General features: G+C 36.9%; 29 protein-coding genes. 6 read left to right on the forward strand and 23 right to left on the reverse strand.

Annotated features, from left to right (window positions below):
- Positions 1-20: 20 nt before the first annotated feature.
- The 3 genes from LXM54_RS11995 (at position 21) to LXM54_RS12005 (ending at position 2,824) form a co-directional block, all read left to right on the forward strand.
- Positions 21-806, forward strand: coding sequence for a TrmB family transcriptional regulator (locus tag LXM54_RS11995; protein ID WP_233315401.1), 786 nt, complete (start codon positions 21-23; stop codon positions 804-806).
- A gap of 84 nt (positions 807-890) precedes the next feature.
- Positions 891-1,751: an HAD family hydrolase gene (locus tag LXM54_RS12000; protein WP_233315402.1), complete on the forward strand. Its 861-nt coding sequence runs from the start codon at positions 891-893 to the stop codon at positions 1,749-1,751.
- A gap of 197 nt (positions 1,752-1,948) precedes the next feature.
- Positions 1,949-2,824 carry a DMT family transporter gene (locus LXM54_RS12005; protein WP_233315403.1) on the forward strand — a complete coding sequence of 292 codons (876 nt, stop codon included), beginning with the start codon at positions 1,949-1,951 and terminating at the stop codon, positions 2,822-2,824.
- 244 nt (positions 2,825-3,068) lie between these two features.
- On the opposite strand, the gene LXM54_RS12010 is transcribed toward LXM54_RS12005, so the two are convergent.
- From LXM54_RS12010 to LXM54_RS12025, 4 genes are all read right to left on the reverse strand, one after another.
- The gene (locus LXM54_RS12010) at positions 3,069-4,934 is read right to left on the reverse strand and encodes a beta-glucoside-specific PTS transporter subunit IIABC (RefSeq protein WP_233315404.1); all 1,866 of its coding nucleotides are present in this window, start codon (positions 4,932-4,934) and stop codon (positions 3,069-3,071) included.
- 71 nt (positions 4,935-5,005) lie between these two features.
- The gene (gene eutH / locus LXM54_RS12015) at positions 5,006-6,079 is read right to left on the reverse strand and encodes an ethanolamine utilization protein EutH (RefSeq protein ID WP_325169568.1); all 1,074 of its coding nucleotides are present in this window, start codon (positions 6,077-6,079) and stop codon (positions 5,006-5,008) included.
- 26 nt (positions 6,080-6,105) lie between these two features.
- Positions 6,106-7,140, reverse strand: a complete 1,035-nt coding sequence (locus tag LXM54_RS12020; RefSeq protein WP_233315405.1) for a Gfo/Idh/MocA family protein — start codon at positions 7,138-7,140, stop codon at positions 6,106-6,108.
- A gap of 28 nt (positions 7,141-7,168) precedes the next feature.
- Positions 7,169-8,449 (reverse strand): apiosidase-like domain-containing protein, encoded by a 1,281-nt coding sequence (locus tag LXM54_RS12025; protein ID WP_233315406.1) that lies wholly within the window; start codon positions 8,447-8,449, stop codon positions 7,169-7,171.
- Positions 8,450-8,680: 231 nt separating this feature from the next.
- On the opposite strand from LXM54_RS12025, the gene LXM54_RS12030 reads away from it, so the two are divergent.
- Positions 8,681-9,733 carry a LacI family DNA-binding transcriptional regulator gene (locus LXM54_RS12030; protein ID WP_233315407.1) on the forward strand — a complete coding sequence of 351 codons (1,053 nt, stop codon included), beginning with the start codon at positions 8,681-8,683 and terminating at the stop codon, positions 9,731-9,733.
- Between the two features lie 83 nt (positions 9,734-9,816).
- Here the strand turns inward: LXM54_RS12030 and LXM54_RS12035 are convergent, their stop codons facing one another.
- The 4 genes from LXM54_RS12035 to LXM54_RS12050 all read right to left on the reverse strand — a co-directional run bounded on the left by LXM54_RS12035 (position 9,817) and on the right by LXM54_RS12050 (position 11,855).
- On the reverse strand, positions 9,817-10,533 hold the full coding sequence (locus tag LXM54_RS12035) for a DUF4386 domain-containing protein (RefSeq protein ID WP_233315408.1): 717 nt from the start codon (positions 10,531-10,533) through the stop codon (positions 9,817-9,819).
- 47 nt (positions 10,534-10,580) lie between these two features.
- Complete coding sequence (locus LXM54_RS12040) at positions 10,581-10,799, reverse strand: helix-turn-helix transcriptional regulator (protein WP_233315409.1); 219 nt, start codon at positions 10,797-10,799, stop codon at positions 10,581-10,583.
- A gap of 2 nt (positions 10,800-10,801) precedes the next feature.
- On the reverse strand, positions 10,802-11,248 hold the full coding sequence (locus LXM54_RS12045; protein WP_233315410.1) for a hypothetical protein: 447 nt from the start codon (positions 11,246-11,248) through the stop codon (positions 10,802-10,804).
- A 208-nt stretch (positions 11,249-11,456) separates the two neighbouring features.
- On the reverse strand, positions 11,457-11,855 hold the full coding sequence (locus LXM54_RS12050; protein WP_233315411.1) for a cytidine deaminase: 399 nt from the start codon (positions 11,853-11,855) through the stop codon (positions 11,457-11,459).
- A 218-nt stretch (positions 11,856-12,073) separates the two neighbouring features.
- Here LXM54_RS12050 and LXM54_RS12055 point away from each other — a divergent pair, with 218 nt between their 5' ends.
- Entirely contained in the window at positions 12,074-12,568 is a 495-nt protein-coding gene (locus LXM54_RS12055; RefSeq protein ID WP_233315412.1) for a DMT family transporter, read from the forward strand.
- A 372-nt stretch (positions 12,569-12,940) separates the two neighbouring features.
- On the opposite strand, the gene LXM54_RS12060 is transcribed toward LXM54_RS12055, so the two are convergent.
- From LXM54_RS12060 to LXM54_RS12100, 9 genes are all read right to left on the reverse strand, one after another.
- The gene (locus LXM54_RS12060; protein ID WP_233315413.1) at positions 12,941-13,126 is read right to left on the reverse strand and encodes a hypothetical protein; all 186 of its coding nucleotides are present in this window, start codon (positions 13,124-13,126) and stop codon (positions 12,941-12,943) included.
- A 121-nt stretch (positions 13,127-13,247) separates the two neighbouring features.
- On the reverse strand, positions 13,248-13,430 hold the full coding sequence (locus LXM54_RS12065) for a PspC domain-containing protein (RefSeq protein ID WP_233315414.1): 183 nt from the start codon (positions 13,428-13,430) through the stop codon (positions 13,248-13,250).
- A 32-nt stretch (positions 13,431-13,462) separates the two neighbouring features.
- On the reverse strand, positions 13,463-13,939 hold the full coding sequence (locus tag LXM54_RS12070; protein ID WP_233315415.1) for a small multi-drug export protein: 477 nt from the start codon (positions 13,937-13,939) through the stop codon (positions 13,463-13,465).
- A gap of 76 nt (positions 13,940-14,015) precedes the next feature.
- Positions 14,016-14,351, reverse strand: a complete 336-nt coding sequence (locus LXM54_RS12075) for an MmcQ/YjbR family DNA-binding protein (RefSeq protein WP_233315416.1) — start codon at positions 14,349-14,351, stop codon at positions 14,016-14,018.
- Between the two features lie 41 nt (positions 14,352-14,392).
- Complete coding sequence (locus tag LXM54_RS12080; RefSeq protein ID WP_233315417.1) at positions 14,393-14,605, reverse strand: DUF6366 family protein; 213 nt, start codon at positions 14,603-14,605, stop codon at positions 14,393-14,395.
- Between the two features lie 99 nt (positions 14,606-14,704).
- Entirely contained in the window at positions 14,705-15,475 is a 771-nt protein-coding gene (locus tag LXM54_RS12085) for a PHP domain-containing protein (RefSeq protein WP_233315418.1), read from the reverse strand.
- A 30-nt stretch (positions 15,476-15,505) separates the two neighbouring features.
- The gene (locus tag LXM54_RS12090) at positions 15,506-16,315 is read right to left on the reverse strand and encodes an energy-coupling factor transporter transmembrane component T family protein (RefSeq protein WP_233315419.1); all 810 of its coding nucleotides are present in this window, start codon (positions 16,313-16,315) and stop codon (positions 15,506-15,508) included.
- Positions 16,294-17,997, reverse strand: a complete 1,704-nt coding sequence (locus LXM54_RS12095) for an ABC transporter ATP-binding protein (RefSeq protein ID WP_233315420.1) — start codon at positions 17,995-17,997, stop codon at positions 16,294-16,296. The genes LXM54_RS12090 and LXM54_RS12095 overlap by 22 nt, the downstream gene beginning before the upstream one ends.
- The gene (locus LXM54_RS12100; RefSeq protein WP_233315421.1) at positions 17,994-18,851 is read right to left on the reverse strand and encodes a cell division protein FtsQ; all 858 of its coding nucleotides are present in this window, start codon (positions 18,849-18,851) and stop codon (positions 17,994-17,996) included. Before LXM54_RS12100 ends, LXM54_RS12095 begins: the two co-directional genes overlap by 4 nt.
- 163 nt (positions 18,852-19,014) lie before the next feature.
- On the opposite strand from LXM54_RS12100, the gene LXM54_RS12105 reads away from it, so the two are divergent.
- The gene (locus LXM54_RS12105) at positions 19,015-19,830 is read left to right on the forward strand and encodes a MurR/RpiR family transcriptional regulator (protein ID WP_233315422.1); all 816 of its coding nucleotides are present in this window, start codon (positions 19,015-19,017) and stop codon (positions 19,828-19,830) included.
- Between the two features lie 44 nt (positions 19,831-19,874).
- Here LXM54_RS12105 and LXM54_RS12110 read toward each other — a convergent pair whose 3' ends face one another.
- From LXM54_RS12110 to LXM54_RS12135, 6 genes are all read right to left on the reverse strand, one after another.
- Positions 19,875-22,655, reverse strand: a complete 2,781-nt coding sequence (locus LXM54_RS12110) for a family 78 glycoside hydrolase catalytic domain (protein WP_442780446.1) — start codon at positions 22,653-22,655, stop codon at positions 19,875-19,877.
- Positions 22,645-23,985: an MFS transporter gene (locus tag LXM54_RS12115; protein WP_233315424.1), complete on the reverse strand. Its 1,341-nt coding sequence runs from the start codon at positions 23,983-23,985 to the stop codon at positions 22,645-22,647. Before LXM54_RS12115 ends, LXM54_RS12110 begins: the two co-directional genes overlap by 11 nt.
- Positions 23,986-24,190: 205 nt before the next feature.
- Positions 24,191-24,448, reverse strand: a complete 258-nt coding sequence (locus LXM54_RS12120) for a DUF2798 domain-containing protein (RefSeq protein WP_233315425.1) — start codon at positions 24,446-24,448, stop codon at positions 24,191-24,193.
- 23 nt (positions 24,449-24,471) lie between these two features.
- On the reverse strand, positions 24,472-24,798 hold the full coding sequence (locus LXM54_RS12125) for an antibiotic biosynthesis monooxygenase family protein (protein ID WP_233315426.1): 327 nt from the start codon (positions 24,796-24,798) through the stop codon (positions 24,472-24,474).
- A gap of 124 nt (positions 24,799-24,922) precedes the next feature.
- On the reverse strand, positions 24,923-25,363 hold the full coding sequence (locus tag LXM54_RS12130; protein WP_233315427.1) for a MarR family winged helix-turn-helix transcriptional regulator: 441 nt from the start codon (positions 25,361-25,363) through the stop codon (positions 24,923-24,925).
- A gap of 155 nt (positions 25,364-25,518) precedes the next feature.
- Positions 25,519-25,887 (reverse strand): DUF2750 domain-containing protein, encoded by a 369-nt coding sequence (locus tag LXM54_RS12135; protein WP_233315655.1) that lies wholly within the window; start codon positions 25,885-25,887, stop codon positions 25,519-25,521.
- Positions 25,888-25,929: the final 42 nt, after the last annotated feature.

The raw sequence follows: 25,929 nt of genomic DNA on the forward strand, positions 1-25,929 counted from the left end.
TAATTGGAGGACGTGGAAAAGTGAGCGATATTGTACAGCAGCTCAAAAAACTTGGTTTTAATGAATATGAAGCTAAAGCTTATGTATCTTTAGTAAAATCAGGCCCTGTAACTGCCTATCAAGTTAGCAAAGAATCAGGTATTCCAAGGGCAAGAATTTATGATGTTTTAACTACGCTCGTGGAAAAAGGGATTGTCTTAAAGGAAGAAATTAATGAGGCTGCTCGCTATTCACCGCTTCCTGTTGAGATTTTTCTGCAAAAAGCTAAGTCAGAATGGCAATCAACTTATGAAGTAATTAATGATTCATTAAAAGAACTTGAAACGTCTGCGAAGGAAGTCGACAATCGGGTTATTACTTTAAAGGATTATCAAACAATCATTAGCTATTGTCAGACATTAATTAATAAAGCAGAAAATCGTATCGTTATTTCCATGTGGGATGATATGTATTCAGCATTGGAGGGTTATCTTGCTGCTGCTGCTAAAAGAGTGGCAGTAAAAGGGATAACCATACATGTTAACAAACCGCTTAAAAACATAGAAACACATCGTGTTACGTCCTTTACGGAGACATCCTCCACTGAGCATTGGTTTATTTTATCGATTGATTCTAAAGAGATGATTTATGGTCCTTCTTTTGAGGAGCGCAGCATTGCTTTTTATACAGATGACCCTGTCCATATTTATTTGTTAGAGGATTATGTATGGCATGATGTTCTTGTCAATCGGCTTGTACGGCGCAGTTCCGATGACTTGGAAAAATGGATTACAACGGAACGCCAAGCCTTTTTTAAGAAAAATTAAGAATATAAACTTCTTACGAGAATAACGTTATATGAAAATATTCGGTCCACTTACAGCTAAGAAACTTTTATAGGGGGAATTAAAGTGTCATTTAAACCTAAAGCCATCTTTTTAGACATGGATGGTACCATTTTAACTTCTGTAAATAAAGTAAATATGAAAACAAAAGAAATAATTGATGATCTACGAAGCCAAGGCATTTTTGTTTTTATTGCTACTGGAAGAGCTTTCGATGAGATAGCAGATTTAGTTCCAGAGGGCTTTCAAGTAGATGGCTTTATTACATCAAATGGAATGGCAGGATATATTGGAGACAAGCCAATCTTTCAACATTCCTTGTCTATAGATTTAGTAAAAACAGTGATTGAAAAAGCACGTCAAAATAAAATATATTATGAGCTTTTTCCATACGGGGCGTCTCGCATTACTTTAAATGAAGACAAAGATTATGTAGTAAATGAAATCAGAGATCCAAAACCAGACGATGTGGAAATTAATGAGTGGCTATCACGCAAACAAGCAATTAAAGAAGAAATCGCTTGGAAGGATAAGATTGAAGGAGATATGTTTTCGAAGTTTTATTTCTTTGCCAGAACAAAGGAGCATATTAATGAATGGAAGGAAGTCCTTCATGAATTAAAACAAGAAATGGATTTTACTACTTCCACCTCTTCCAGTCATAATGTTGAATTAATGTTCGCAAATGTTAACAAAGCAACAGGAATTAAACAAATGTTAGCTCATTTCGAATTACCGGAAGAAAATATATTGGCTATCGGTGACAGTTATAATGATTTGCCTATGTTTGAGTTTGTCAGCTTTGCAGTAGCAATGAAAAATGCAGCTGAGCCAATTAAGCAAATTGTTGATGATGTAACAGAATTCACTTGCGATGAAGATGGCGTTCATCATTATTTAACTAGATTCTCTACTGTGAAAATCTAGTAAATTAAGAAGTTCTTATTCATATAGATTGGTTCGCTATAATTAAACAAAATTTACCGAGGTGATAAATATGTTTTGCAAGCCATTGTTTGAAAATGATGTACCAGCAGCATCCTCCTGCTTCTAATGGATGTGATGGCTGCATCTCTCCGTTAGGGCATTTATTGACCTGAATAATAATCGGAGGGAATATATAAATGAAAAACACCTTATTAGGTTCATTATATTTAATATTAGCATCCAGTATTTGGGGCGGTATGTATGTTGTTGTGAAAGTGGTCGTAGCGGTTATACCTCCCCTAGAATTAGTATGGATGCGCTATATGGTCGCCATTCTTGCACTTCTTTTAATCGGATTACTTACAAAACAGAAGTGGAGAATTGAAAAACGTTATATCCTGTTAATTATAGCAATTGGCATAATCGGCAATACCATTTCCATTGTTGCTCAAGAAACGGGTACTATGCTGTCGACTGCCCAAATGGGTGCGATTATTACATCCTCGACACCAGCCTTTATGGTTATATTCGCACGCCTTATTCTTAAAGAACGCTTGACTATAAAAAAGGCAATTTCTGTTTGTTTAGCTACAGTTGGAGTGGTATTAATTGTTGGAATCGGAAATATGAGTGTGTCAAACACACTTGGCGGTGTATCACTTGTAATCGCCGCCTTAACATGGGCATTAATGTCCGTTCTCGTAAAACGTGTGCCAAGTGATTACTCACAAATAGTTGTCACAACATACGCCACATTGGTGGCGCTAGTATTGCTGACGCCGTTTGTTTTACCGCGTCTGTTTGCAATCAACTTTTCTGAACTTACTCACCCTACTATTTGGGGAGGTCTCTTATATTTAGGAGTTATCTCAACAGCAGGCGGATTTCTGCTATGGAATCGCGGCTTACAAATGCTGAATGCTTCAAGCGGCGGTATCTACTTCTTTTTCCAACCAGTTGTCGGAACATTACTAGGCTGGCTTCTGCTTGGTGAGAGGATTGGCATTATGTTTTGGATTGGCTCCTTCCTAATTCTTATAGGTGTCTTATTCGTAATTAGAGAGGATAAATAGTCGGTTGAACCCCTTCATAGGAAGGGGTTTTTTATTATCTAAGAGGATTCTTTTCGGTATTGCAGACAAAAAAATCAGGCCATCGAGAGATATCTCGACAGCCTGATTCAAATATGTTTACTCCAAGGAACAAGATGTTTGCAACAAAAAGGATAATCTCACTAGTTAGGTCATCAAATTACCTAGTGCTGCTAACGAAAAAGTACAGCTTTTTTTTACAGAGTTACTTCCTAAAATCTATACCTCACTTATTTACAGATAGAATCTGCTCACCTGTTATAACCGACTGACTATCAACAACTAAAATTTCACGATAGTCAGTAGAATTTGTAACAATAATAGGTGTAATTGTATTCAAACCAGCTTCCTTAATTTTTTCTATTTCGAATTCTAAAAGAACATCACCCTTGCTGAAATAATCCCCTTCTTTTAGGTTTAAAGTAAAGTATTTTCCTTCTAAGCTGACAGTATCAATACCTACATGGATTAACAGCTCTGCTCCTGTATCTGATTGCAAACCAATCGCATGCTTGGATGCCATCACCGTAACTATTTTCCCATCAAAAGGTGCCTTGACGATACCAGCTGCTGGTATTATTGCAGCCCCTTTTCCCATTAACCCGCCAGCAAATACTTCGTCAGGGACAGATGAAAGCGGTACTAATTCACCATTCAATGGACTAAAAATATTAGTGTTTTTTTCTTGTTTTTCTTTCGGCTCTGCCGCTGGCTGTTCCTTAGTGTTAACTTTACTGTTTTCTTTATATCCGAATAAATAAGTCAGAATAAATGCTAATACGAATGCAAGGACGATGGAGATTAAAAATCCGAAAAAGCCTTGATTAATGCCGTCAGGACTAATAAACAATGGAATTCCAAAAATACCGCCTAAAGCAAATCCATATACAGTGGATCCCATTGATCCAGCAATAGCCCCTGAGATAGCTGCACTGATAGAGCCTAAAATAAATGGAGTTTTCGTTGGCAATGTTACACCATAAATAACTGGTTCTGTTACACCCATAATACCTGCTATTGTTGCAGATGTTGCTGTTGGTTTCAATTTCTTGTCCTTTGTTTTTAGTGCAACAGCAAACGCTGCACCGGTTTGTGCAAATGTTGTACAGAATAACATTCCGTTAATTGGATCAAAGCCATTTGCAGTAATGTTGTTTAGTAAAATCGGAATAAATGCCCAATGCAATCCAAAAATAATTAGAATTTGCCATACTCCTGCTAAAATAAATCCGGCAACTAACGGACTTAAATCATAAACACTCATTGCCCCTTTTGCTAAAAAGTCACTAATAGTTGTAGAAATTGGGCCTACTACTAGAAAAACTAGGGGCGATGCAACAACAATTGCCACTAATGGCACAATAAACATGCTGATTGAGTTATGAACTACCTTCTTAAGAAGATGTTCTATTTTTGCTAAAATAAACGCTCCAATAATAATTGGCAATACAGAAGATGTATAGTTAATTAATGTAATAGGAATCTGCAAAAAGCTGAGTTCCGTGCCATCATTAACAGCTGTAGTAAATGTAGGGTATACTAAAACGGCCCCCAGTACTGCTGCTAAATAAGGATTACCATTAAACTTTTTACCTGCTGAAAAACCTAAAATAATAGGAAGGAAATAAAATAGTGCATCTGATGTCGCATACAGAACTTTATATGTTCCCATTTGGTCTGTCAGCCAGCCAAGTGATGTAAATAAAGATAATAGCCCTTTTAATATACCTACTGCAGCCATAACACCAACAACTGGCATAAAAATACCAGATATCATATCAACAAACCGGTTAAACAAATTGCCCTTCTCTTCTTTTTCATCACTTTGAGCAGAAGCTGCTGCTTCGCCGCCCATAAGTGCGGTCACTTCTTTATAGACATGGGGAACTTCATTTCCAATAACTACTTGGAATTGTCCTCCGCTTTCCACTACTGTAATAACTCCATCTATTTGTTTAATTTCCTCTTTATCTGGCAGATTAGTATCCTTTAACTTAAAACGCAGCCGTGTCACACAATGTATGACACTGTTTACATTATCTTTTCCCCCAACTGACTTTAAAACTTCTTCTGCCGTTTTTTTATGGTTCATTCGTAATCACTCCCCTATATTAATACACTGAATACGCTTTCTTATTTCTTAGAAAGAAAGAGCATTTTGCTCTAGTTCCCTCTTTTTTCCGTAAGATTTCTTGTAGTTACACAAGCAATGATAACAGCGATTATTCCCCCTGCTAATTTTGCAACTATCATTGGCACGATCATTTTCTGATTGATGCTGGCGATAAATCCTAAATGCCCTCCCAGAACAAAAGAAGCACTTACCGCAAAAGCAATCGATATGATTTTTCCCCTTGGCTCCATATCTTTGACGATCATAAACATCGGAATATTATGTGCTAAGGAGGCGATCATTCCACCTGTTGTATTAGTATCAACAGACAATACTCTTCCTAACTTGACCAACGGCCGCTTTAGCAGAACTGTTAAAATGTGGACGAGCGGAAAAGCCCCCGCAAGAATAATCGCTATCTTACCGACAATTAAAATCGACTCTGACAAAGGAACTAAATTAGGCAATATCGTAAAGCCAGTAATTGTTTGTATTCCGATAAATGCCAGACCTATTATAGACATAACACTTATCATTTTTCCAAATAAACGAAAAAGGACGACTGTCTGTTTCGGAAAGAGCTGTAACCCAATAATGATTAATATAGATAATCCGATAGGAATAATAAGATTATAAACAATAATTGCCCAATCAAATCCTCCTACAACTCCACCTACGATGCATCCAAAGGGAATTGCTGCAATTCCAATCAGAATGCCCTTTGAAAAAAATTCATAATCGTCTTTTCTGACAATTTCAAGCGCAACTGGAATAGTAAACACTAATGTTGAGCCAAAGGTTGTGCCAAGAAAGACAGAGGAAAAAAGGCCTGCTTGTTCATTTAAAGCCATTTCTTGCGCTAATGAATATCCTCCCATGTCAACAGCAAGGATTGTATTGGCAAAAGATGCAGGATCTGCACCGATAAAGCTGTAAATCGGTGTGATAATCGGGATCAGGGCATCAGCCAGCAGCGGGGCTAATGAGACAATTCCAATCATGACTATTGCCAAAGATCCCATTGTTTGTATACCTTCATAAAATTTCGCTCCAATGCCGAAACGATTGCCAAAGCTGTAGTCTAAAGCTCCTACAAAAAACAGCAGAGCAATAATAATCATCAATAATGTATTTATGATCATAGCAGATGTTAAAAATGAATCACTTGCTTATTCTGGCTGCTTTCATATGTGCCAAATACAAGCTGTAACGTTTTTAAATTATCTTCCCCGCTTGTTTGGAAATCTGTTCCTTCATTTAAGCATTCAATGAAGTGAGCATGCAGCTTTTTATGACTTTCAATATAATTGAGCTCAGTTGATTCTATATATGTCTTCTCCGCACCTTTATTATCGATAATAGATATTCTGCCATTGTTATACAGCTTAATGGTAGCTTTATCTCCTTCAATAATTAATTGCTCTTTATGATCAGGCAATACTTGTTCTGGCACTTCGGCTTCTAAATCTCTTCTAGTCGCCCAGCTCATATCCATATAGCCGAAGAAGTCATCATAGCCCAACATAATTAAACCGGTATCCTCCCCTTCTATAAACGGACTAATTTGTTTCGTTTCTGCATAGAGGCGTTTTGGTTCCCCAAACAAAAATCTCCACGTATCAAACCAATGTACACCCATCTCAAAAAATAACAGCTTTGGCATATCGCGAAAGAATGGCTGAGGCAGGTTTTTTTCAGGTAAAAACCTTGGTGAATACCAATCTGTATGGATGTAGCGCACTGTTTGAACTATTCCTGCAATGTTTTCAGCCAACATGCTTTTCATAATTTGGAAAGGCTCTAGCCAGCGCCAGTTTTCCGTAACCATTAAACGCACTCCTGCCTCATTTGCTATTTTCACCATTTCTTCTGCTTCTTCTAATGTATTAGCGAACGGCTTTTGGCACATGATATGCTTTCCAGCCTTTGCTGCCAGCTTCACAAGTTCTAAGTGCGTCTCAGGAGGCGTCACAATATCAATTACATCTATATCTGCATTTTCCATCATATTAATGATATCCAGATACAGGTTTTCACTCGGAATATGAAACAATTCGCCTTTTTCCTTTAACAGTTCCGCATTTTTATCGCAAAATCCGTTAATTTGAACCGTTTCAATGGACTGCCATGCTCTTACATGCTTTTCAGACCAATAACCAGCCCCTATAATTCCAACTTTCCACATCTTAAGACACCTCTAGCTTTCTATAATTCTAGTTGTTTCGTGTTCCTATTATCAGGACATCATTTGTAAAATCGTGTAAAGGGATTATTGTGTTCGCCTCTTCTGATGCTACTACTTCTGTTTGACTAAATCTTCTATTGACTAAGTCGATAGTAGTGAATGCATAATCACTGCTGTCAAGCTCAAGCTTCAATTTCGTATTAACAGGCATATAGATTACAATCGTATCTTCATTCCCAGCAGCTCTAATTTCTTTTGATTTGTCTTTAATAATATCCAACGGTTTTAAACCATGCAGACAATACAATTCCATTAAGTATTTCAAGAAGGAATAATCCCATGCTCCTTCAAACTTTAAGGCATCTCGCCAATCATATGGTGTGTCAAACCCTTCCCCTTCAACGATTCCGAAGCTTTGTCCTTTTTTATGCCAGCTCCAAATACCATGTGCTCCATAAGTTATTCCCGAAGCTCCGCCTGCAAGCACGCTTTGCCAAGCAGCTTTTCTGACATCAAATCTTGTAAATCTTCCATATATATTACGGCTGTAGCTGATTTCTTCATAACATGGCTCCCCGTTAACAACAGGTCTTCCTTCTGAACTCTCGTACAAATATTCAGCAATTTCATAGGCAGTGGGCTGAAATTGAGAATTATGTCCTGATTGGTACATATAAAAATCCAAATCACGTCCTTCTGTAAAGACATCCGGTATCTCTCTGAGCCTTCCTTGAATATGAAGAGTTGTTACACTTTCAGGACTGATTCTTTTCACTGTTTCCAAAGCTTTTTCATAGTAAGCAATAGATCGCTCTGTTGGGAAATTCGAATCACCGCTAACTAAATAAATCGGTGAGAATTTAGCATATCTTTGCACTACATACTCGACGTATGGCTCAACATTTTCAAGCGGCATTTTGTTATCAGCTTGAAACATGTCTGCCCAAGTGTCTGGTACATAATTGCACCATAATAGTACAAGTGCTGGGGTAAAACCATGTTTGACTGCCATTTCCAGCATAACTTCAGCTCGGTCAAAATACTCTATGTCCATTGAGCCGTAATCATATGTGCCATCTTCCATTTGTTTAAATGGATGCAGATTCAGATTTGATCCACTTGCATCCCACTGTCTTAACATATTGATTTGGAGTACATTAAACCCTTGCTTTTTACGGTAGCTGAGGTAGTCCTCCCATTCTTCCAATGTTGCATTTGTAAAAGCACTCCATACGGTGTCAGCTAAATAAAAAAATGGTTTATTATTTTTTATAAAAGTCTTTTCCTGTTTATTGATTTTTATGGTCATATTTTTCTTAACCTCCTAAATTAAAAATAATAATTTTAGTTAAGTTTATATAAACTTTATTAAATGTATCCGCTTCACAATTAGATATTAACACCACCATCCTTTAACGTCAATGTATTTTTCAGTATTCTTCACATAAATTTACTAAACTATACTAAACTAAATCCACTAAACTAAACAGAGTAAAAGTGATATAATTAAGTTACGATGAGAAATATAGGAGGAATACGATTGAAAATAGATGATATTGCAAGATTAGCCGGTGTTTCTAAAACAGCTGTTTCCTTGGCTTTTAATAATAAACCCGGCATCAGTCAGCAAACAAAAGATCATATCTTGAAGACAGCTTCGCAATATGGTTATAAACCTAGATCCGTAAAAAAAAGAAATGAAACGCCACTAAAGAAAAATCATATTATCCGCTTTGTTGCTTGTAAAAACACAGAAGTAATTACGGAACAATACGATTCCCAGCCCTTCTTTAGTGAACTGCTGAATTATTTAACAGATATCGTAAGGGAAAATGGATTTACATTAGCTATCTCTTCTATTGATATCCATCAATTGGCGGATGACTTGTCCCAATTGGAAACAGAGCAAGAATCAGCAGGGATTCTTTTACTGGGAACAGACTTAACATTAGAGAAGATTGAAGAAGCCAGATCTGTGCATCCTAACATCGTTGTATTGGATACTCTTTTTGAAGCATCAAATACGAGTTTTGTTTCCATTAATAACTTTCTCGGCGGATACCAAGCTGGAGAATTTCTGTATAATCTAGGACACCGAGAAATTGGCTTTATTAAATCAAATATGCGTATATATAACTTTTCACGAAGAGAGGCTGGTTTTCTGCAAGCATTGGACAAGCATGGCCTTAGTCTGAGGGAAGCTAATGTGTTCGAAGTGCCGCCTATGCAAGTCTTGGCACAAGAGAGCTTAAAAAAAGCTATTTCAAACTTGAAGAGCCTTCCTTCTGCCTTCTTTTGTGAAAATGATTATATGGCCATTAGTACTATTAAAACACTGCATGAGCTTGGCATCAAAGTACCAGAACAAGTATCAATCATGGGCTTTGATAACATATACGAAGCAAACATTATAAGCCCTGAACTCACAACGATTCAGGTAAGAAAAGATATTCTGGCTAAATCAGCTGTGGAAAAACTAGTCACATACCTTGCCAATGCTAATATTGGCGCTACTCAAAGCCTTGTCAATACGGAGATTATCCAAAGAAATTCTTGTATACCTTATAAGCTTCAGCAGGAAAGGTCCCTTTAAATCTCAACTTAATAAATGCAAAAAGAATCCGCTTAGCTTTCTAAAAACTAGGCGGATTTTCTTTAACTATTCTTCAATTCATGTTAACTAGCATTTTGTTTTCTGTTTTGAGGCAGATTGTTTAGTGATGTTTCATTAAACCCCTTTAAAATGAGCCAAACTGCCAACGTCATTTCATTTACTGCTACTGGCAAAGCTAATATCCCGCCCCAAACAGATACTTGTTCAATCACATCAAACATTACTAATAGAGAACAGCTAAATACAAGGACAGCACCAGTCATACCTATCATAGGGATAAACCTTGGAACAAGTTTAGATTTATAAAATATATAACTGTACATCATAGTATTGATACCAAGCATAAAGTTAGGACCAAGTAAAAACGTCCAATCGTGAATCGCTTTTAAAACCGTTCCAGAAGCATGATATGTTTCTGAATTTGGAGAGTTTGCTGCTATAAATTCTTGGCTTAATGTCAGCAATGCCAAGACACTAATAATGCCAATTGCAATAATAACTGCTTCAAAAAACCGGAAACTAACATGCCAAAGTGCAATCGTTTCATCATATTTCTTTAGATAAGGAAACATCGTGACAGCAGTGCCAATTGCAGAAACAACCAGAATCAATTCCATAACCGCACCGACCAGGATTTGGTTTGAATGCTCAGCTCCTGCAGTAAGATAGTCAGAATTAGATAAAATTGGGTCATACATTAATAATCCTACAACTGCACTAACGGCTGCTAGTATAAAAAATACTCCTACAATTCTAGCCTGCTTTTTGTTTGAATTCATAAAAATCCCCTTTTCTTAATAAATTCAAAAACGGTTAAACGGTCACCTTAAACATTTTTTTCATAAAAAAATATTTCTTCTAACGGCAATTGAAACACATGGGAAATACGAAAGGCTAGTTCTAATGATGGGGAGTAGTTGCCCTTTTCGAGTGCCACGATTGTTTGTCTTGTTACGCCTACCTTGTCAGCCAATTGCTGCTGGGTCATTTCGTTATGGCTGAATCGCAATCTTCTGATATGATTGCCGACAAGATGTTTACCCATGATTAAACTCCTTTTCTGTAGTGATAAAGTTTTGTGACAGATCCAGTCATATCAGCAATAAAACCAGCTGCGATGAGGATGATAAACATTACTTGCAATGGTTGCAGAAGTACTAATGCTGTCATGGAAAAAAGAAAGCCTAAGATAAATATAAAAAAGGAATTGCGGTTTGCTTTAAGAGCAATAATCTTATCTAGTTCATCTTCAAAGGATGGTTCCTTTTCATTGGTCGTTATTCTAAATACAATATTAAAAATAATGCTAATAAAGATATGGGCCATGATAGAAATTAGTGTCAAGAGAAGAACAAAGGTACCCCAAAAACGTAAGGTTTCATTTACTATCAAATCTCCTCTAGGGTACTGGGGGGACATGTAAAATGAAAAAGCGGCAAAAATAACAATCGAACTGATAATCGATACAATACTTTTCTTTTCTTGATAAGTCATCCTCAACATCCTTTGTATATTTAATTTGACAATTAGTAAAGTTTCTTATACATAATGTATAGTAAACTTTACATCAAATCAAGGAGTTTAGAATAAATTGAGCAAATAATCTTAGTTTTCTGACTTTTTTCTAATTCTCTTGCCCTATTTGTTTGAAAACAATAAAAAAGCAAGCTTTGAAGATTATTCAAAACTCGCCCTTGTTTTATTACATATCTAAATCTGTAAAAGCGTAAGGCAATAAATCCTTTAAACTCAATTCTAATATTTCTTTCTTCTCATTTGTTAAATATACAGGCATATCTGGCAAACAGAATTCCGCCAATACTTGTCTGCAAATACTGCAGGGCGGAAGATAATCTTCCGTATTACCGGAAACAGCAATAGCACTAAAGTCTCCTTTTTTATATCCATTAGCAATTGCCGTGAAAATAGCTGTTCGTTCGGCACAATTTGTTGCACCTAATGATACATTTTCAACATTAACTCCATTAATTACGGTGCCATCTTTAAGCAATAATGCTGCACCAACTGGAAACTTAGAGTAAGGTGCGTATGCGCTTTCCTTAATCTTGCGTGCACTTTCCACCAATTGTTCTTTATTCATACTAGCCATCCCTTTCAAAGAAGAATGAACTTTTCAAAGTTCCCTTTATGCCAAACATTTAATTGGCAGGACTTTCATATTAAAATTTTCCGAAATATTTGTCAACCAAAAAATTCTGCCGCTCTATACTACTTCAATTTTTTTTATCCCATTAACATGGAGTTAACTCCAGCCATTAGGATAATAACTGCACTATTATATAAAAGGTTGTATGTAAGATGTTAAAAATCATTATTTCTATTATTATGGTCACATTTATTTGGGGTTATTTATGGGTTCCGATGAAAATCAGGCTTAACTATATGCCTCCTTTCCTTTTTACTGCCTTGCGTCTTTTAATTGGCGCTATCCCATTATTTATTGTCCAAGCTGTCCGAAAAACAAAGTTATTTCCGAAAAAAGCTGACTGGGGTAAATTAATAATTATGAGTACATTGATGTGCTTAGGTTATTATGGATTATCTACATTTGGCATGCAGTTTGTCAGCTCAGGCCTATCTTCTGTACTAGTTTATACCATGCCTATTATAAGTGTACCAGCTCATTATTTCTTAAATGAAAGATTAACAGCTAAAAAAACGACAGGGTTCGTTATTGGGGCCATAGGACTCTTCCTCATTATTGGTCCACAAATAAAACATCTAAGCTTTGACCGAACAGTTTTGGGAGAAGGTCTAATTGTTCTGGCTGCCTTCTTTTGGGCATGTGCCTAATTACGACACAATAAAAATGACTACATGGCAAATGCTAATAGGCGGATGTTTCCTGTTTGTCATTGTAGTTTTAACGAATCCATTACTGATATTACTTTTGCTCCGCCTTTAATTTGGTCATTATTATACAGTGGCTTATTCTTGTGAGCAGTAAAGAAGGACCAGATCAATTTGATGATTTTAAGCATAATAGCAGCAAATATTTTTCGCGGTAGAAGCTTTTGTAGCTATCGTCTTAAATTATATGAAGAAAACGACCAATCAATTATGATTACACCATAACGAAATTTCCGAGCAAAAAAGAAAGTTTCAAATAAAATTCCTTTCCTAGATAAAAACAAAAATCTCCCCTGCATCCTGCGGGGAGCTTCATCATCTTGCACTATGCTTTTCTTTTCTTCTCCTTCTTGTAAACTTTCTGAGATTAACAACACCTATACTCATCATAGAAAAACCTACCAGTTTATAAATAATCGTTTTAACCAATTCATCATGAAAGGTAATACTAAGCAAAATACTGCCAATAATAATAAGAATAACTGCAAAGACTGCTCGCAATGTAATTTAATCTCCTTTAATCAAGCACTTATTATATTGCTTTTTTAATTATCATTTGTTTATATATGATGCTGAAAACAAGATGAAACATATTGAAAGTCACCCTGTTATCAAAGAAAAATTATAAGGATGGAGGACTATCGCCCATTATATTTACTAAAATTAAATAAATCAGTACATTTCCAGGCAAAAAGATAAATACCAATCTTACCGAAAAAGAAGAAATGCCAAAGTGCTCAGCCAGTCCTCCGCAAACACCGGAAATTGATTTGTCTGTTGCTGATTTTCTGATAGTGTGTTTCACGATTCATTCCCCCATCCTATATAATCTAGTTATTAATAATTAATAAGGTACGGAAGGCCATAAACAGAGGCAATGGTTGTAACAACAGACCAAATTACTAGACTAATACCAAGCCAAGAAATCACTCTAACTTTAGATAATCCGAATAAAAGTGCCATTAGCGCAGCTAAATCTGTTCCAAGAATGGCGGGTGAAAGTAATGCAAATACGGGAAGACCGTATTTTTCCCAAATATGTCTTGCTCTTGTTTCTCTTTTAGTTGGCTCTAATTTCCCCTTTTTTTGTCTCCGTCTATTTCTCCAGTCAGAGATTTGTTTAAAGAATATTGCAAAAACTAACACCATAAGAAAATTCCCTAAAAAAGCAATTATACCGACAGCAACAGGTGACATATCTAACAAAATTCCAGCTGGAATAAGGTAAAAAACATCAAGGAATGGCAATAAAGAAACGATAAATAACGCCGCATATTGCCATATTCCATCTGCCTGTTGAACCCAATCCATCATCTAAAACAGCTCCCTTAATTTTTGGTTAATATTTAATACGACTCATGATGGAAAAAGTTTCTATAATCTGCGCGTTTTATCGTTTTTTACTAGTCAGCCGGTAGCTTTGTTGAATCATATCAGATATTTCAGCCTGTGGAACTGAACCATCAAGAATTATTGAATTCCAGTGGTTTTTATTAAGATGAAATGCCGGTACTACTGAGTCATGGATTTGACGCCAATACTCGAGAAAACCAGGCTCTGCTTTTACATTAATCCAAATACGTTCATCTTTTTCAAAGATCCACGCAAACACTTTCTTATTTTCTTTATGACGGATTACCGTCCAATTCTTATCACGAAACGGGTAATCTTCATATGTATTTTCTAAACGCAAACAAAAATCAATTGCTTCCTTTCTGCTTTCCATTGTTGCCCCTTTTCCAAGGATTAAATTTCTGTCCTTTCCATTTAACCTAATAGAGATACTACTATAACTGCAATAATGATGACAAGAATAAGTATTCCCGTGCCCTTCCCCCCTAAGCTGCCGACTAAATCAACGAGGCCGCCAGTCTCTGCTCGATTGAAAGAATCACGCAAATTTCCTGCTGGATTTCCTTTTATCTCTTGTTGTCGTAATCTTTCTCGTTTTCGCTCCGCTGTTTCTTTCGTTTCTTTCATGTAACTCCTCCGCCTCTTACTTTTTTTACCATTATAACATATTAATTTGCTTCTTTTATTACAACAAAAAAAGAGACTGCCATAAGCAGTCTCCATTATTTATTTAATTGCTTCTTTTTTAGCAAGCAGCTGCTTCAAGAGCTTTTTAGCTAATGTGGCCGAACGGACACGCAGATGAAGATCAGGTGAAATCTGTACTGAATACTGTCTATTCTGAATTGCTGTCTTTAATTCTGTAATCGTCGAACAGTCTGTTTCTAATTGGTTATAAACGGAACCGTATTGAAGAAATTGATGTGTATCACTTCCGGCAACAACTGGAATATCTAGTTTATCAGCCAGCCAATATACACTTTCGCTGTTTTCTTCTATGCCTATCGAATAGAGGTCTTTTCCATTTAAGTCAAGCGCATCTAGTCTTTTTAACTGGCCCGGATCATGCTGGGTAAGAGGTGTGCTTGGCCGGAAGGGATGACCGCCAATTTTGACTGCATGATATGAATCAGCAAGATCGATTAAGGCAGCAAGTGAGATGAAATTCTCCTCCTCTAAATGAGATTGCAGCTTATTAAACATCTGCACAATAGATTGACGATTACTTATGATAAGAATATGTCCAACTTCTTTTACATCTACCTCCATTCCGGGGAAGATCTTAATCCCTTCTACTTCATAATAGTCTTCTATATAAGCATAATGACGATCCAAATAGCTATAAACGTCCAGAAAGTTTTGAGTATTAAAATGCTCAGTCAGTGCAATGGCATTTAATCCAGCATCTCTTGCCTCTTTTAACATTGTCGTAAAATAGTCTGGTGAAAACTCCGATTTCTTAGAAATTTTCACATGTGTATGTAGATCTATCTTCATGATTTTAAGCTCCTTTAAGATTATTAGTTTTTAAGAAAATAAAAATAACGAAATAACATAAAGACTGCTGATTGCTAAAAATACGTAATCATTTTTGCGAATTTTTAGTGATTGCAGCTTTAATTTTTTTACATCAGGATTTTTGAAAGCATTTCTGCTCCCTTTTGTTTCAAGCGCTTCCACCGTTGTTCTTGCACGTTTTGCAATGCTGAGCAGAAGAGGATAAAAGGACAAGACTGCCAGCTTAATAAAGTAACAGGTTATTCTCCAATACAGAAATCCCTGCCTTTGTGGTGCTCTCCCTCTTAACCTATATGACATAAACACATGGTTATATTCCTCAAGGAGCAACGGAAGCATTCTGTATCCGTAGGAAATCGAAAATGAAACTTGGCCTGGCACCCCAATACTTAATAAACCTACACTCAGTTTTTCAGGGCTCATTGAACAAAAAACCGTAATACTTGCAAGGGATATGACTGCCAGCTTAACGGTCAGTGTGATTAAAGGCAATAATACAATGAAATCTCCGCCAAAAAATAATGTGGCAATAATGAGATAGCCCCCTTGACCGAGGATTCCCAGAATCAATACAACTAAAATCAGCCTGCTCACTTTCGTCATTACAGTTGTCACAATGGTGGCAGCAAGCATTCCTGTTAAAATAGCTGCATTATGGATAAACCATGGTGCAATTCCGAAAAAACCATACCAGATAAATAGGATACGCGGGTCTAATTTTGCAATGAACGTATTATCATTCGCATAAGCTGTGTTCATTAATTCGATTTTCATTTGCTCTACATTCAGCTTGTCTATCATGTTTTTTGCATAATCCATCCTGGTTCCTCCTGAAAAAGTTCAATAAATGAGTCAATCGTATATTTCGCAGGAGTTATGTTTAATTGATGCGATAACTCCACAATTTGCGGTGGAATGATTCCTGCCCTTCTCATCAGCATAGGGTTAGAAAATAATCCGTCTTTATTGCCATCATAAATAATTTGGCCATTATTCATTACCACCACACGTGTCGCCCACTCACTGACAAGCTGCATATCATGGGTAGCCATTAAAACTAGCTCCGTTCTGTCAGCCAATTTATCAATAAATTGAATTAACTGCTTGCGTGTGGCAATATCAAGATTGGCTGTCGGTTCATCAAGCAAGATAACAGCTGGATCCATAGCAGCTCCTATAGCTAAAGATGCTCTCCTCTGTTGGCCACCACTCATAAGCCTGCTGTCTTTATTCTGCAATTCTGTTAAATGAAAAAGTTCAAGAATATAATCTACGGTTTCTTCATATCCCTTTCGGTTACGTGCTTTTAAATAGAATTCCACATCTTTGCGGACAGAATCTTCAATAAACATCTGTTCTGGATTTTGATAGATATATGTGACAATATCTGCAAGCTTTTCTGGCGACTGTTTTGCAGTAAGCTTTCCCTTTACGTAAACTTGGCCTGATTGAGGCTTGCGAAAGCCTGTCAATAACCGAAGCAGCGTGGATTTTCCAGCACCATTATTGCCGACGATTGCCACCTTCTCGCCTTGATAAAACGAGATATTTATGTTTTCTAGTATCTTTTTATACGACCGCTCCACCGTTTGATAGGAGAAATCTACCTCTTTAAATTCTGCTACTGGTTTTGATATGGATGAAGAACTGACACCATTACTACTAGACAATTCGTGTCTTTTAAACTCTGCAAAGGTATCACAAGCTTCTCTTAGCGTAATTGGCAATGTTTCAAGTTTAAGTGCGTTTGCTGCCTGAGTTACTTGCGGTGGAAAAATATTGCGTACCGTTAAGTCAGAAACTGCAGTCAGCGCTTCTTTAACAGATTTCTTCCAGACAATCTTCCCTTTATCTAATAACAGCACTTCAGAGCAATATTCAGCAATAAACTCTGTATGATGTTCAATCACAATTATCGTTTTATTGTGCTCGCAATGAAGCTTTCGCAATATCTCATACATCTGCTTCGCATGGTATGGGTCAAGCTGTGCAATCGGTTCATCTAATACAATAATTTCCGGATTTAAAGCGAGACATCCTGCCAAAGCCAGCAAATGCTTTTGCCCTCCGCTCAGCTGCCACACAAATTCGTCCTCATAATCTTGTAAACCGACAATTGTAAGGGCGTTCCGTGCTCTTTCCAGATAATCGGAATAACCAAAATGCAATGGAGCAAAGGCTGCATCCTCTAAAACCCGCGCCTGGACGATTTGGTTTTCGAAATCTTGATACACATAGCCAACATGCTCAGACAGCTCTGCTACCGTACTTGTTGCCGAATTTAGACCATTAATGACCGCTTCTCCTTCAAAATCGCCTGAATAATAATGAGGAATTAAGCCGTTTAAAAGCTTGCATAGTGTCGACTTCCCGCTTCCATTTCCTCCAATAACAGCTAAAAACTCTCCTTTTTCTACTGTCAGATGGACATCCTTAAGGATTGGTTCTTTCTCGTTTGGATAAGTAAAGCTTACATTCTTTATGTCTATTAATGAGTTCATGCTGCTTTATTCCTTTCCTTCTTAGAACGTTTTAAAAGAGCAATAATGATAGAAACAGTGACTATTGCGGCAACAACGATGGAAATCAGTGTTAGCATCGATTCTGACAAACTTGAAAAGGATGCCTCCCATTCGAATATGTTTAAATCTGTTTCTGATAAGTACTCAAAACCAAATGCAGCCATTGCCAATACAATAGAAGGAATAATTAACTTCGGATGCAAGATACCCGTAATAGCATAAGAATTATCAGGCGTCCGCGGCTTCATACCTAGCAATGGTTCTATCTTGCCGTAAAGGCGCGGGACAAGATACAGTGTTGGCAGTAAGGCAAATAAGATTCCGGAAAATAGAATATCATTCAGGAAAGAAAAGCCCTCTACTACTACAACACTTTCGGCAAGACCTGGAAGTGTTTCAAAATCATCTACCCCTATCCATACTTTTCCAATATCAACCATCATGCTGATTAATTGATGAATAGTTACTCCAGTTATCGCAGCAATCCCAACCTGCCGTTTATTTCTTGGATCTTTGACCATTATTCCAGCTATATACATGGCTAGAGAAAAAGAGATAAACTTCTCCAGCTCGCCAAACCCTCCGAATTGACCGAGCATTATTTCTCCGAAGATAATCTCTCCTAATGCCGCACCAACACCAGCAATTAGCGGGTGAAACAAGATACATAATGTAAGAGGAATAAAAGCAAAGTACTCAATGGAAAATTCGACTGGGCCTAAATAAATGGAAGGTACAAGTTCAGTAATCATGTTGGACAGGCCGTAAAGTGACATAGACAAAATAAAAACCATCATTTTTTGTGACTGGGTAAGTGTGTACTTTTGTTTCATAGTGCTAGCTCCCTTCTTAGTTAAACTTCTATTTCATTGTAAGAAGGCAATATAAATATCCGATATGACAATTGTAAGAATACTGTAAACTTTTTATCATTTTCTTACATTTTGATATTTTTTTATCACTTCATGCTACGATGAAAGAAAAAGGAGAGAATCGATGTTTGACCTAAATTCGTTGTCACCAAGTCATTGCAGAGTTGGAAATTGGATTGTTCACAATGAATCTGCTGTTCTTATTTCTACTGAAAAGGACATAGCAAAGGCAGCCGGTGTTAGTATTGCTTCTGTATCTCGTTTTTGGAATGCAGTCGGCTTTAAAAACTTGAAGGAATTCAAACAATTTTTGAAGGAAAAACGAGATGTTACACCAGCTAAAAAATTGCTGAACACGATGACAGATTTAGAATATTCCAACTTGCAAAGCCATCATTTAAACCGGAGTATTCAGCATCTGCAAGCTACCTTGAATTTTTTCCAAAAAGAGACGTTTGAACAGGCGGTATCTTGCATTCGCAACACTAATAAGTTATTTATCTATGCTCCTGGTCCTTCTTTTGGTTTAGGTGAGCTATTATGCTATCGGCTGCGCCGTTATGGACAGGATGTACGGATTATCCGGTGGCTGGGGAGTGAAATAATGGAGGAGCTTATACACATCGATGAGCATGATTCTGTTCTGCTCTTCAGCTTTGGAAGGCTTTTGAAGGAGGCAGAGGTACTCCTAAAGCATGCTAGTCAAAAAAAATGTAAAACCATTGTTGTCAGTGATCAATCTGTATTGGAAGCTCCTGTAAAGTTTGACATTTTGCTTTATGCAGATAGAGGCGAAAAAAATGAATTCCATTCGATGATTGCCCCTCTTTTTCTGATGGAAAATTTGATTGTGGAAATAGGCAAATCAGGTACATCATTAAAAAATATGGAGCAGCTTGATTTACTTCGTAAAAGATTTAAAAATTATCTGCCTCGTTAAAAAAAACAACATCCTGTCTGTTTGGGAAGGATGTTGTTTTCTTATCATGATTGGGGAACATAATTGTCAGCAAAATCAAATTGATAAGAACCGCTGCCAATTTGAATTTGTAAACGTTCATTTTCATCATTTTCAAGGACTGTACCATTTAATCGTATATTTGATTTATGTGACAGCACAACTGTTGCTGTCGTATTAGCAGGCACCTCAACAATCAATGTCACCAAATTGTCTGTTTTTGTCCAAGAGGAGCTTAATTTTCCGTACTTCGTATTTATTTCAGCAGCTGCCGACGTTAATCCACAATCTGTATGTGGTTCAATGATGCTCGTTTTATATCCAGGCTCGCCTGGATTAATCCCGGCAATATAACGATATAACCAATCCCCTACACAGCCAAAAGCATAGTGGTTAAAGGACATATGGCCGACCGTTCCGTCTGGAGCAATTGCAGACCACGACTCCCAAATCGTTGTTGCTCCATTTTCCACCTCATATAACCAGGAGGGACATTGTGTTTGAAAAAGCAAACGGTAAGCTGTTTCGTGCTCGCCCTCTTTACACAACACATCCATTAAGTATGAAATCGATAAAAAGCCCGTGTCTAACTTATATCCATTCTCTTTAATTAATTGAATCAGCTGGTTTACTACGAGAGGACGTTTACTATCCGAAACCATATTCATTTGCAGCGCTAAAATATAGATCCCTTGTGTAGGTGAGGATACTCTGCCGTTCTTATCTATATACTCTTCTTCAAAGGCTTTTCGAATCTGTTGATTTAATTCCTCATACATAGCTGCTGTTTCTTTTTTGCCAAGGATAATGGAAATTTTCGCTAAAAGCAAAGCCGAATTGGCATAAAAGCATGTGGCTACAAGTTCTTTTGTCTTAAGTGCACTTTCAATTGGATCCTTCATGCTTGGTATGAGCCAATCTCCAAAATGGAAGCCTGTGTTCCATAAATATTTTTGCCGATTTAAGCGAACAGCATCTTGTTCATCCTTTAAACTGTCAGGAATTTCTGACTCTGCTGTTTGCCGAACATAATTCAACCACTTTGTCATTGCAGTATAATTCTCTTCTAAAATTCTTGTATCACCATATCTTTCATACAGCACCCATGGGACGATAATGATAGCATCTCCCCAGCCTGCACTTGAAAGATTTCCAAAACTAGCTTTACTTTCATTCACATAATATTTTCCAGTTGGTACATAGTTAGCAATTTGCCCGTCAGGAAACTGTTCTAAACGAACATCCTTAAGCCACCTCGTTAGGAAGGAAGAAACATCCATATTATATGCAGCTGTAGGAGCAAACACTTGAATATCACCTGTCCATCCAGCCCGTTCCCGCTGCGGACAATCTGTCGGGATCGACAGCATATTTGTTTTTTGGCTCCACTGAATGTTTTGCTGCAGGCGATTTAGGCGCTCATCTGAACAAGTGAAGTTCCCTGTCATCTCCATATCGCTGTATAAAACAACTGCTGTAATATCTTCTGTTTGAATAGGTGTCGGATGACCAGTTACTCGCACATACCGGAAGCCATGGAACACAAAGCTTGGTTCATATGTCTCTCTGTCATCTCCTTTTGCCACATAAAAGTTCGTTTGATCTTTATTTCTGCCCATAATATTCATAAAAAATTTGCCGTTTTCATCTAATACCTCACTATGCTCAAAAATTATCCTTGTATCTCTAGGAACAGTCATTTGAATACGCATGCGGCCAGCGATCACTTGGCCAAAATCAATGATTTGAGCTCCATCCTCTTCATAATGTATTTCTCGGGGAGCAATTTCCTCCATTGCTTTTACAACAGGACCATATTGGGCAGAAAGATTTCCCAAGGAATATTCTGCTCTTTTAACCGGAGTCCATTCTGCAGCAACATACTCTGCACAGCTCCAATTCTCTTGCTCTAGACGGGCATCATAGCTTTCGCCTATAAACAAATCAGCATATTGCCAAGGTCCTGAGCTTGACACAAACTGTTCATCTGAGGTGATAATTTCTTTCGTTCCATCCTCTAATTCAATCTCTAATTGGAGCAGCACACCTAATTTATTACCATATTGGCAGCTATGGCCTGTTAACTGAATCCGGCCGATATACCAGCCATCTGCCAATTCTACACCAAGGGCATTTTCTCCTTTGTTTATATATCCAGTCACATCGTATGTCTGATATTGCAAATGAACATTATATGCTGTAAAGTCTGGAGCAAATTCAATATTTTCTAGTTTCCGCCCGTTTAGTTCCAGCTTATAAATACCATGACTTGTTATATAGAGACGGGCTTTTTTTACCGTCTTATTAATTGTAAACAATCGTCTTAACCGCTTTGGCGGATGAAGATTTTTTGTTCTTTCCTCAAGACTCTCCCCCTTTAACGCTCCTGAAAATATGTCTTGAACAGTAATCTCCGCTTCCTCAACTGCCTCTTGCTGCTCTGGTTCTATCCATGCTGCCAGCCAATCTTCTTTGCATAATAAACCCATTTCAAGATTTTGCGGCACACTCCAATTTGTCTCATTTCCATGATTATCCCATATCTTAACTTGCCAGCTGTAACATGTTCGAGACTGGAGGGGAGAGCCATTATATTCAATCCATACTGACTGATCCGTTTCTACTTTGTTTGAATTCCATACTTTTATCCCCTGCTCATCTGTCACTATAATGTGATACGCCGTTTGCAAAACATTATGATTAGATGAAAGAATTGTCCAGCTAAATCGTGGTTTCATTATATCTATTCCCATTGGGTTTACCTGGTTTTCTACTTTTAAGTTATCCACCTTAACCTTACAACACATTGGAACGGTCACCTTCTATCTGTGAGTTTATTGCTTCTGCCTTATTGGAGTTATAAAACACCATTAATATAGAAAACAAAAGGGCACAAGCTGCTGGTATTAATGCAGATGTTACGAGAATTCCTTCTAAGCTTTGAGGAGTTGGCGCATTGCCTGTTTGATAGCCATATGCAGCTAACACAAAGCCAGCAAGACCGCCGGCAAGGGAAGTTCCCAGCTTTTGAATAAAGTTGTAAAGAGAATAATAAACACCTTCTATATGCAACCCATTCCTTTTAATAGAATAGGAAATGGCATCTGGAAGCATGCCCCAACCAGCAAACATCGTTAATCCAGTCAATGTTCCTGCCATAATATTAAGCGTTAAAACAAGTGGAATATTGCTTACTGGTGTAAAGTAAATCAAGAGAAAATCTATAACAGTAAATGCACCTACAAGAATATAATATTTTTTCATGCCTATCCTCAATGCGAGCAATGGAGACAAGAATGTTAAAACTAACCCGATAATTCCGCCAATACCAGAAACGATACTGAATAGATTGGCGTTGCCTACATTATAGATAAAGTAATAGATACCGGCAGCACCGCGAATTCCTAAGCTAAGCTGGGCCAATAGGAACGAAGCACATAATATCAAGAATGGAATATTTGTCATGACAGTTTTCAGTGCAAGTCTTAACGGTACTGATTTGTTATCCGTATTTGTAAACTGTTCTGTTGTTCCCCTAAAACAAAGTAGAATAAAAATGATCGCTAACATTCCTAATGATGCTCCCATAAAAAAATAGCCGCTCTTTTCATTTGGAAACAAACTAACAATCGGAACAGTAATAACTCCTGCTACAGCTGCAGCGATTCCTGAGAACATAACCAAGTATTTAGAAAGATGTGCTCTTTCTTGAATATTATCTGTCATTACTGTGTTTAAAGCTGCATGAGGAATGCTGACAATACTGTATAAAATGCTAATCAATAAATATAAAGTGAAAGCATAAAAAATCTTTCCTGACTGAGAAAAAGCAGGAGCATAGAATAAGAATGCAGCGCAAGCTCCGTAAGGAACCGCTCCAAATAGCAAGTACGGTCGCAGCTTTCCCCATCTAGTCCTCGTTTTATCCACTAAAAAACCAAAAGGCAGATCAAACAGCGCATCTACAAGGCGAACGATTAAAAGGATAGCACCAGCTGTTGTCGCCGGAATCTGCAGTACATCTGTATAAAAGTACAAAAGATACATCGATATAAAGATATAAACAAAATCCTTACCGAAAGCACCCATGCCAAAAGCAAGCTTTTCTTTTAATGCAAGTGAACCAGTATTCTTCATATTAAAACCTCCTTTAACCTTAATTTGTAAACGTTATCATATTTATCATATAAGGATTAAAGCAAATTTTTAATATCAAAATATATCTCGTTTTATGGCAAATGATAACCTTAATGAAAAAAAACTGCTTCACTATCATAATAAAAATAGAACAAAAAAGCGAAGCTTAAGTCTATGTAAAGACAGCAGCTTCGCTTATTAGTAATTATATCCCTTTTGACTCTTTAACCTTCGTTTCCACAAAGCTAATTTTTATCATAATCTTATGGATAAATTTGGGGAAGAAGTAAGCTCCAAAAAATGCACAAATGAATGCTTGTCCCCACATTTTTAACCATTGTGGGAGAAAATGACTGCTGTATCCAAAATTAATGGATACAAGAATAAAAGAAATAAATACGCTCATACTTAACGACATAAAGAATGCAAATACAAGCTGTTTATATTTTATATGAATCTTCATAAATACCCCTTACAAAATTCTTATTATAAAGCAGAAACCTCTACCGTTTCGTATTGAACAATCGTCTTTTTCATCACAGGCTTCTCACTAATGCCTTGTTTCTTCTGTTTAATCATTTCTTTATGCTCGTTAACATGCTCTTCTCTAGATAACCATGCTGTGAAGTCCTTTTTTGCTGTCCATTTTGAGACAATTACATATTCGACTGTATCGGTTTTTTCTTTTTTCCAAAACTCAACAGCATGCAATCCTTCTACACCACTCAAGTCCTCTTGCGTTTTTTTCATCTTGTTTATTAATTTATCTTCATTGTGCTTCTCCCCTTCAAAATGGGCCTGATTAACAAACATTATGAATACCTCCTTTATATTATTAAATAATTATCTTACTAACTAAGATATTAGTTAGTAGTAAAGTTATCATTGTTACTGATAATAGTCAATGAGAATTTATATCAATTAATGATAATATTAGTTATTTTAGTTTTTTATTTAATTTACGAAATACGTTTAACATTTGATCAATTTCTGTTTCCTCTAAATCTTGCAGAAGTTCTACAAACGCAGTTGCTCTGCTTTCAATAATTTGATCAACAATTTTCTTTCCTTCAGGTGTTAAAGTAAGCTCTACGACTCTTCGATCACTTGCAGACCTTTGACGATTGATTAAATCATGCTTTAATAACGTATCAGTTAATACCGTTCCCCCACCTGATGTTATCCCTAAATATTTAGTAATATCGGATGCTGTGCAAGTCTTGATTCTGTACAAATAAGTCAAAATTAAGATGTGACCATCACTAAGATTGTATTCTGTTTTCGGGAAAAAATTATGCTGTGTTTTCGTTTTACTAAAAATATTTTCAAACAGCTCCTGAAATTCTTTCAGTTTCTTAAATCGTTGCTCAGACTCCATATCTTCCTCCATGTCCATATATTAAAGGGAAGCAGCAGCATTCAACAGCGGCTCCCCCACCTTAAAGTCAATATAAAAATAAAGTCTAACTCAAATATTTTTTCACCTGCTGTTATATTCAAAATCTTAATGATAATGAAACTTATGCGTATCTGTTAAATATTACGTATCATTTCTATTATTTCTTCCCTTGTTTGAATACTTGCATCCTTTTGGTTTGGAAAGATAGCTGCTGCACCGCCGTCATTTTCCACATCAATTAGCAGCTCCTCTATGAATTGGCTCAATGGCATGTTAAATGCTTCATATGGATCCTCTAAATGGGTTGACTCCATTTCGGCAAAGCTTCTGCTTGGCCAGACTGGCAGTACAAAAGAATACTGTTCATCGCCTTCTAATACTAATAAGTCATCTTCTTCATTACGCAATAGCCAGACTTGTTCATCTGTTGCCACAACACCGTAGAAATAGGCCATTCTTTTATCAGCAGGACGATTTAACATAAACTGTTTAATTAACTTCATCACAGGTCATTATCCTTTTGCAGTATATTTTTAAAGAATATA

The organism is Bacillus sp. Au-Bac7, from assembly GCF_021341655.1.
In the GTDB taxonomy this organism is placed as follows: domain Bacteria; phylum Bacillota; class Bacilli; order Bacillales; family Cytobacillaceae; genus Niallia.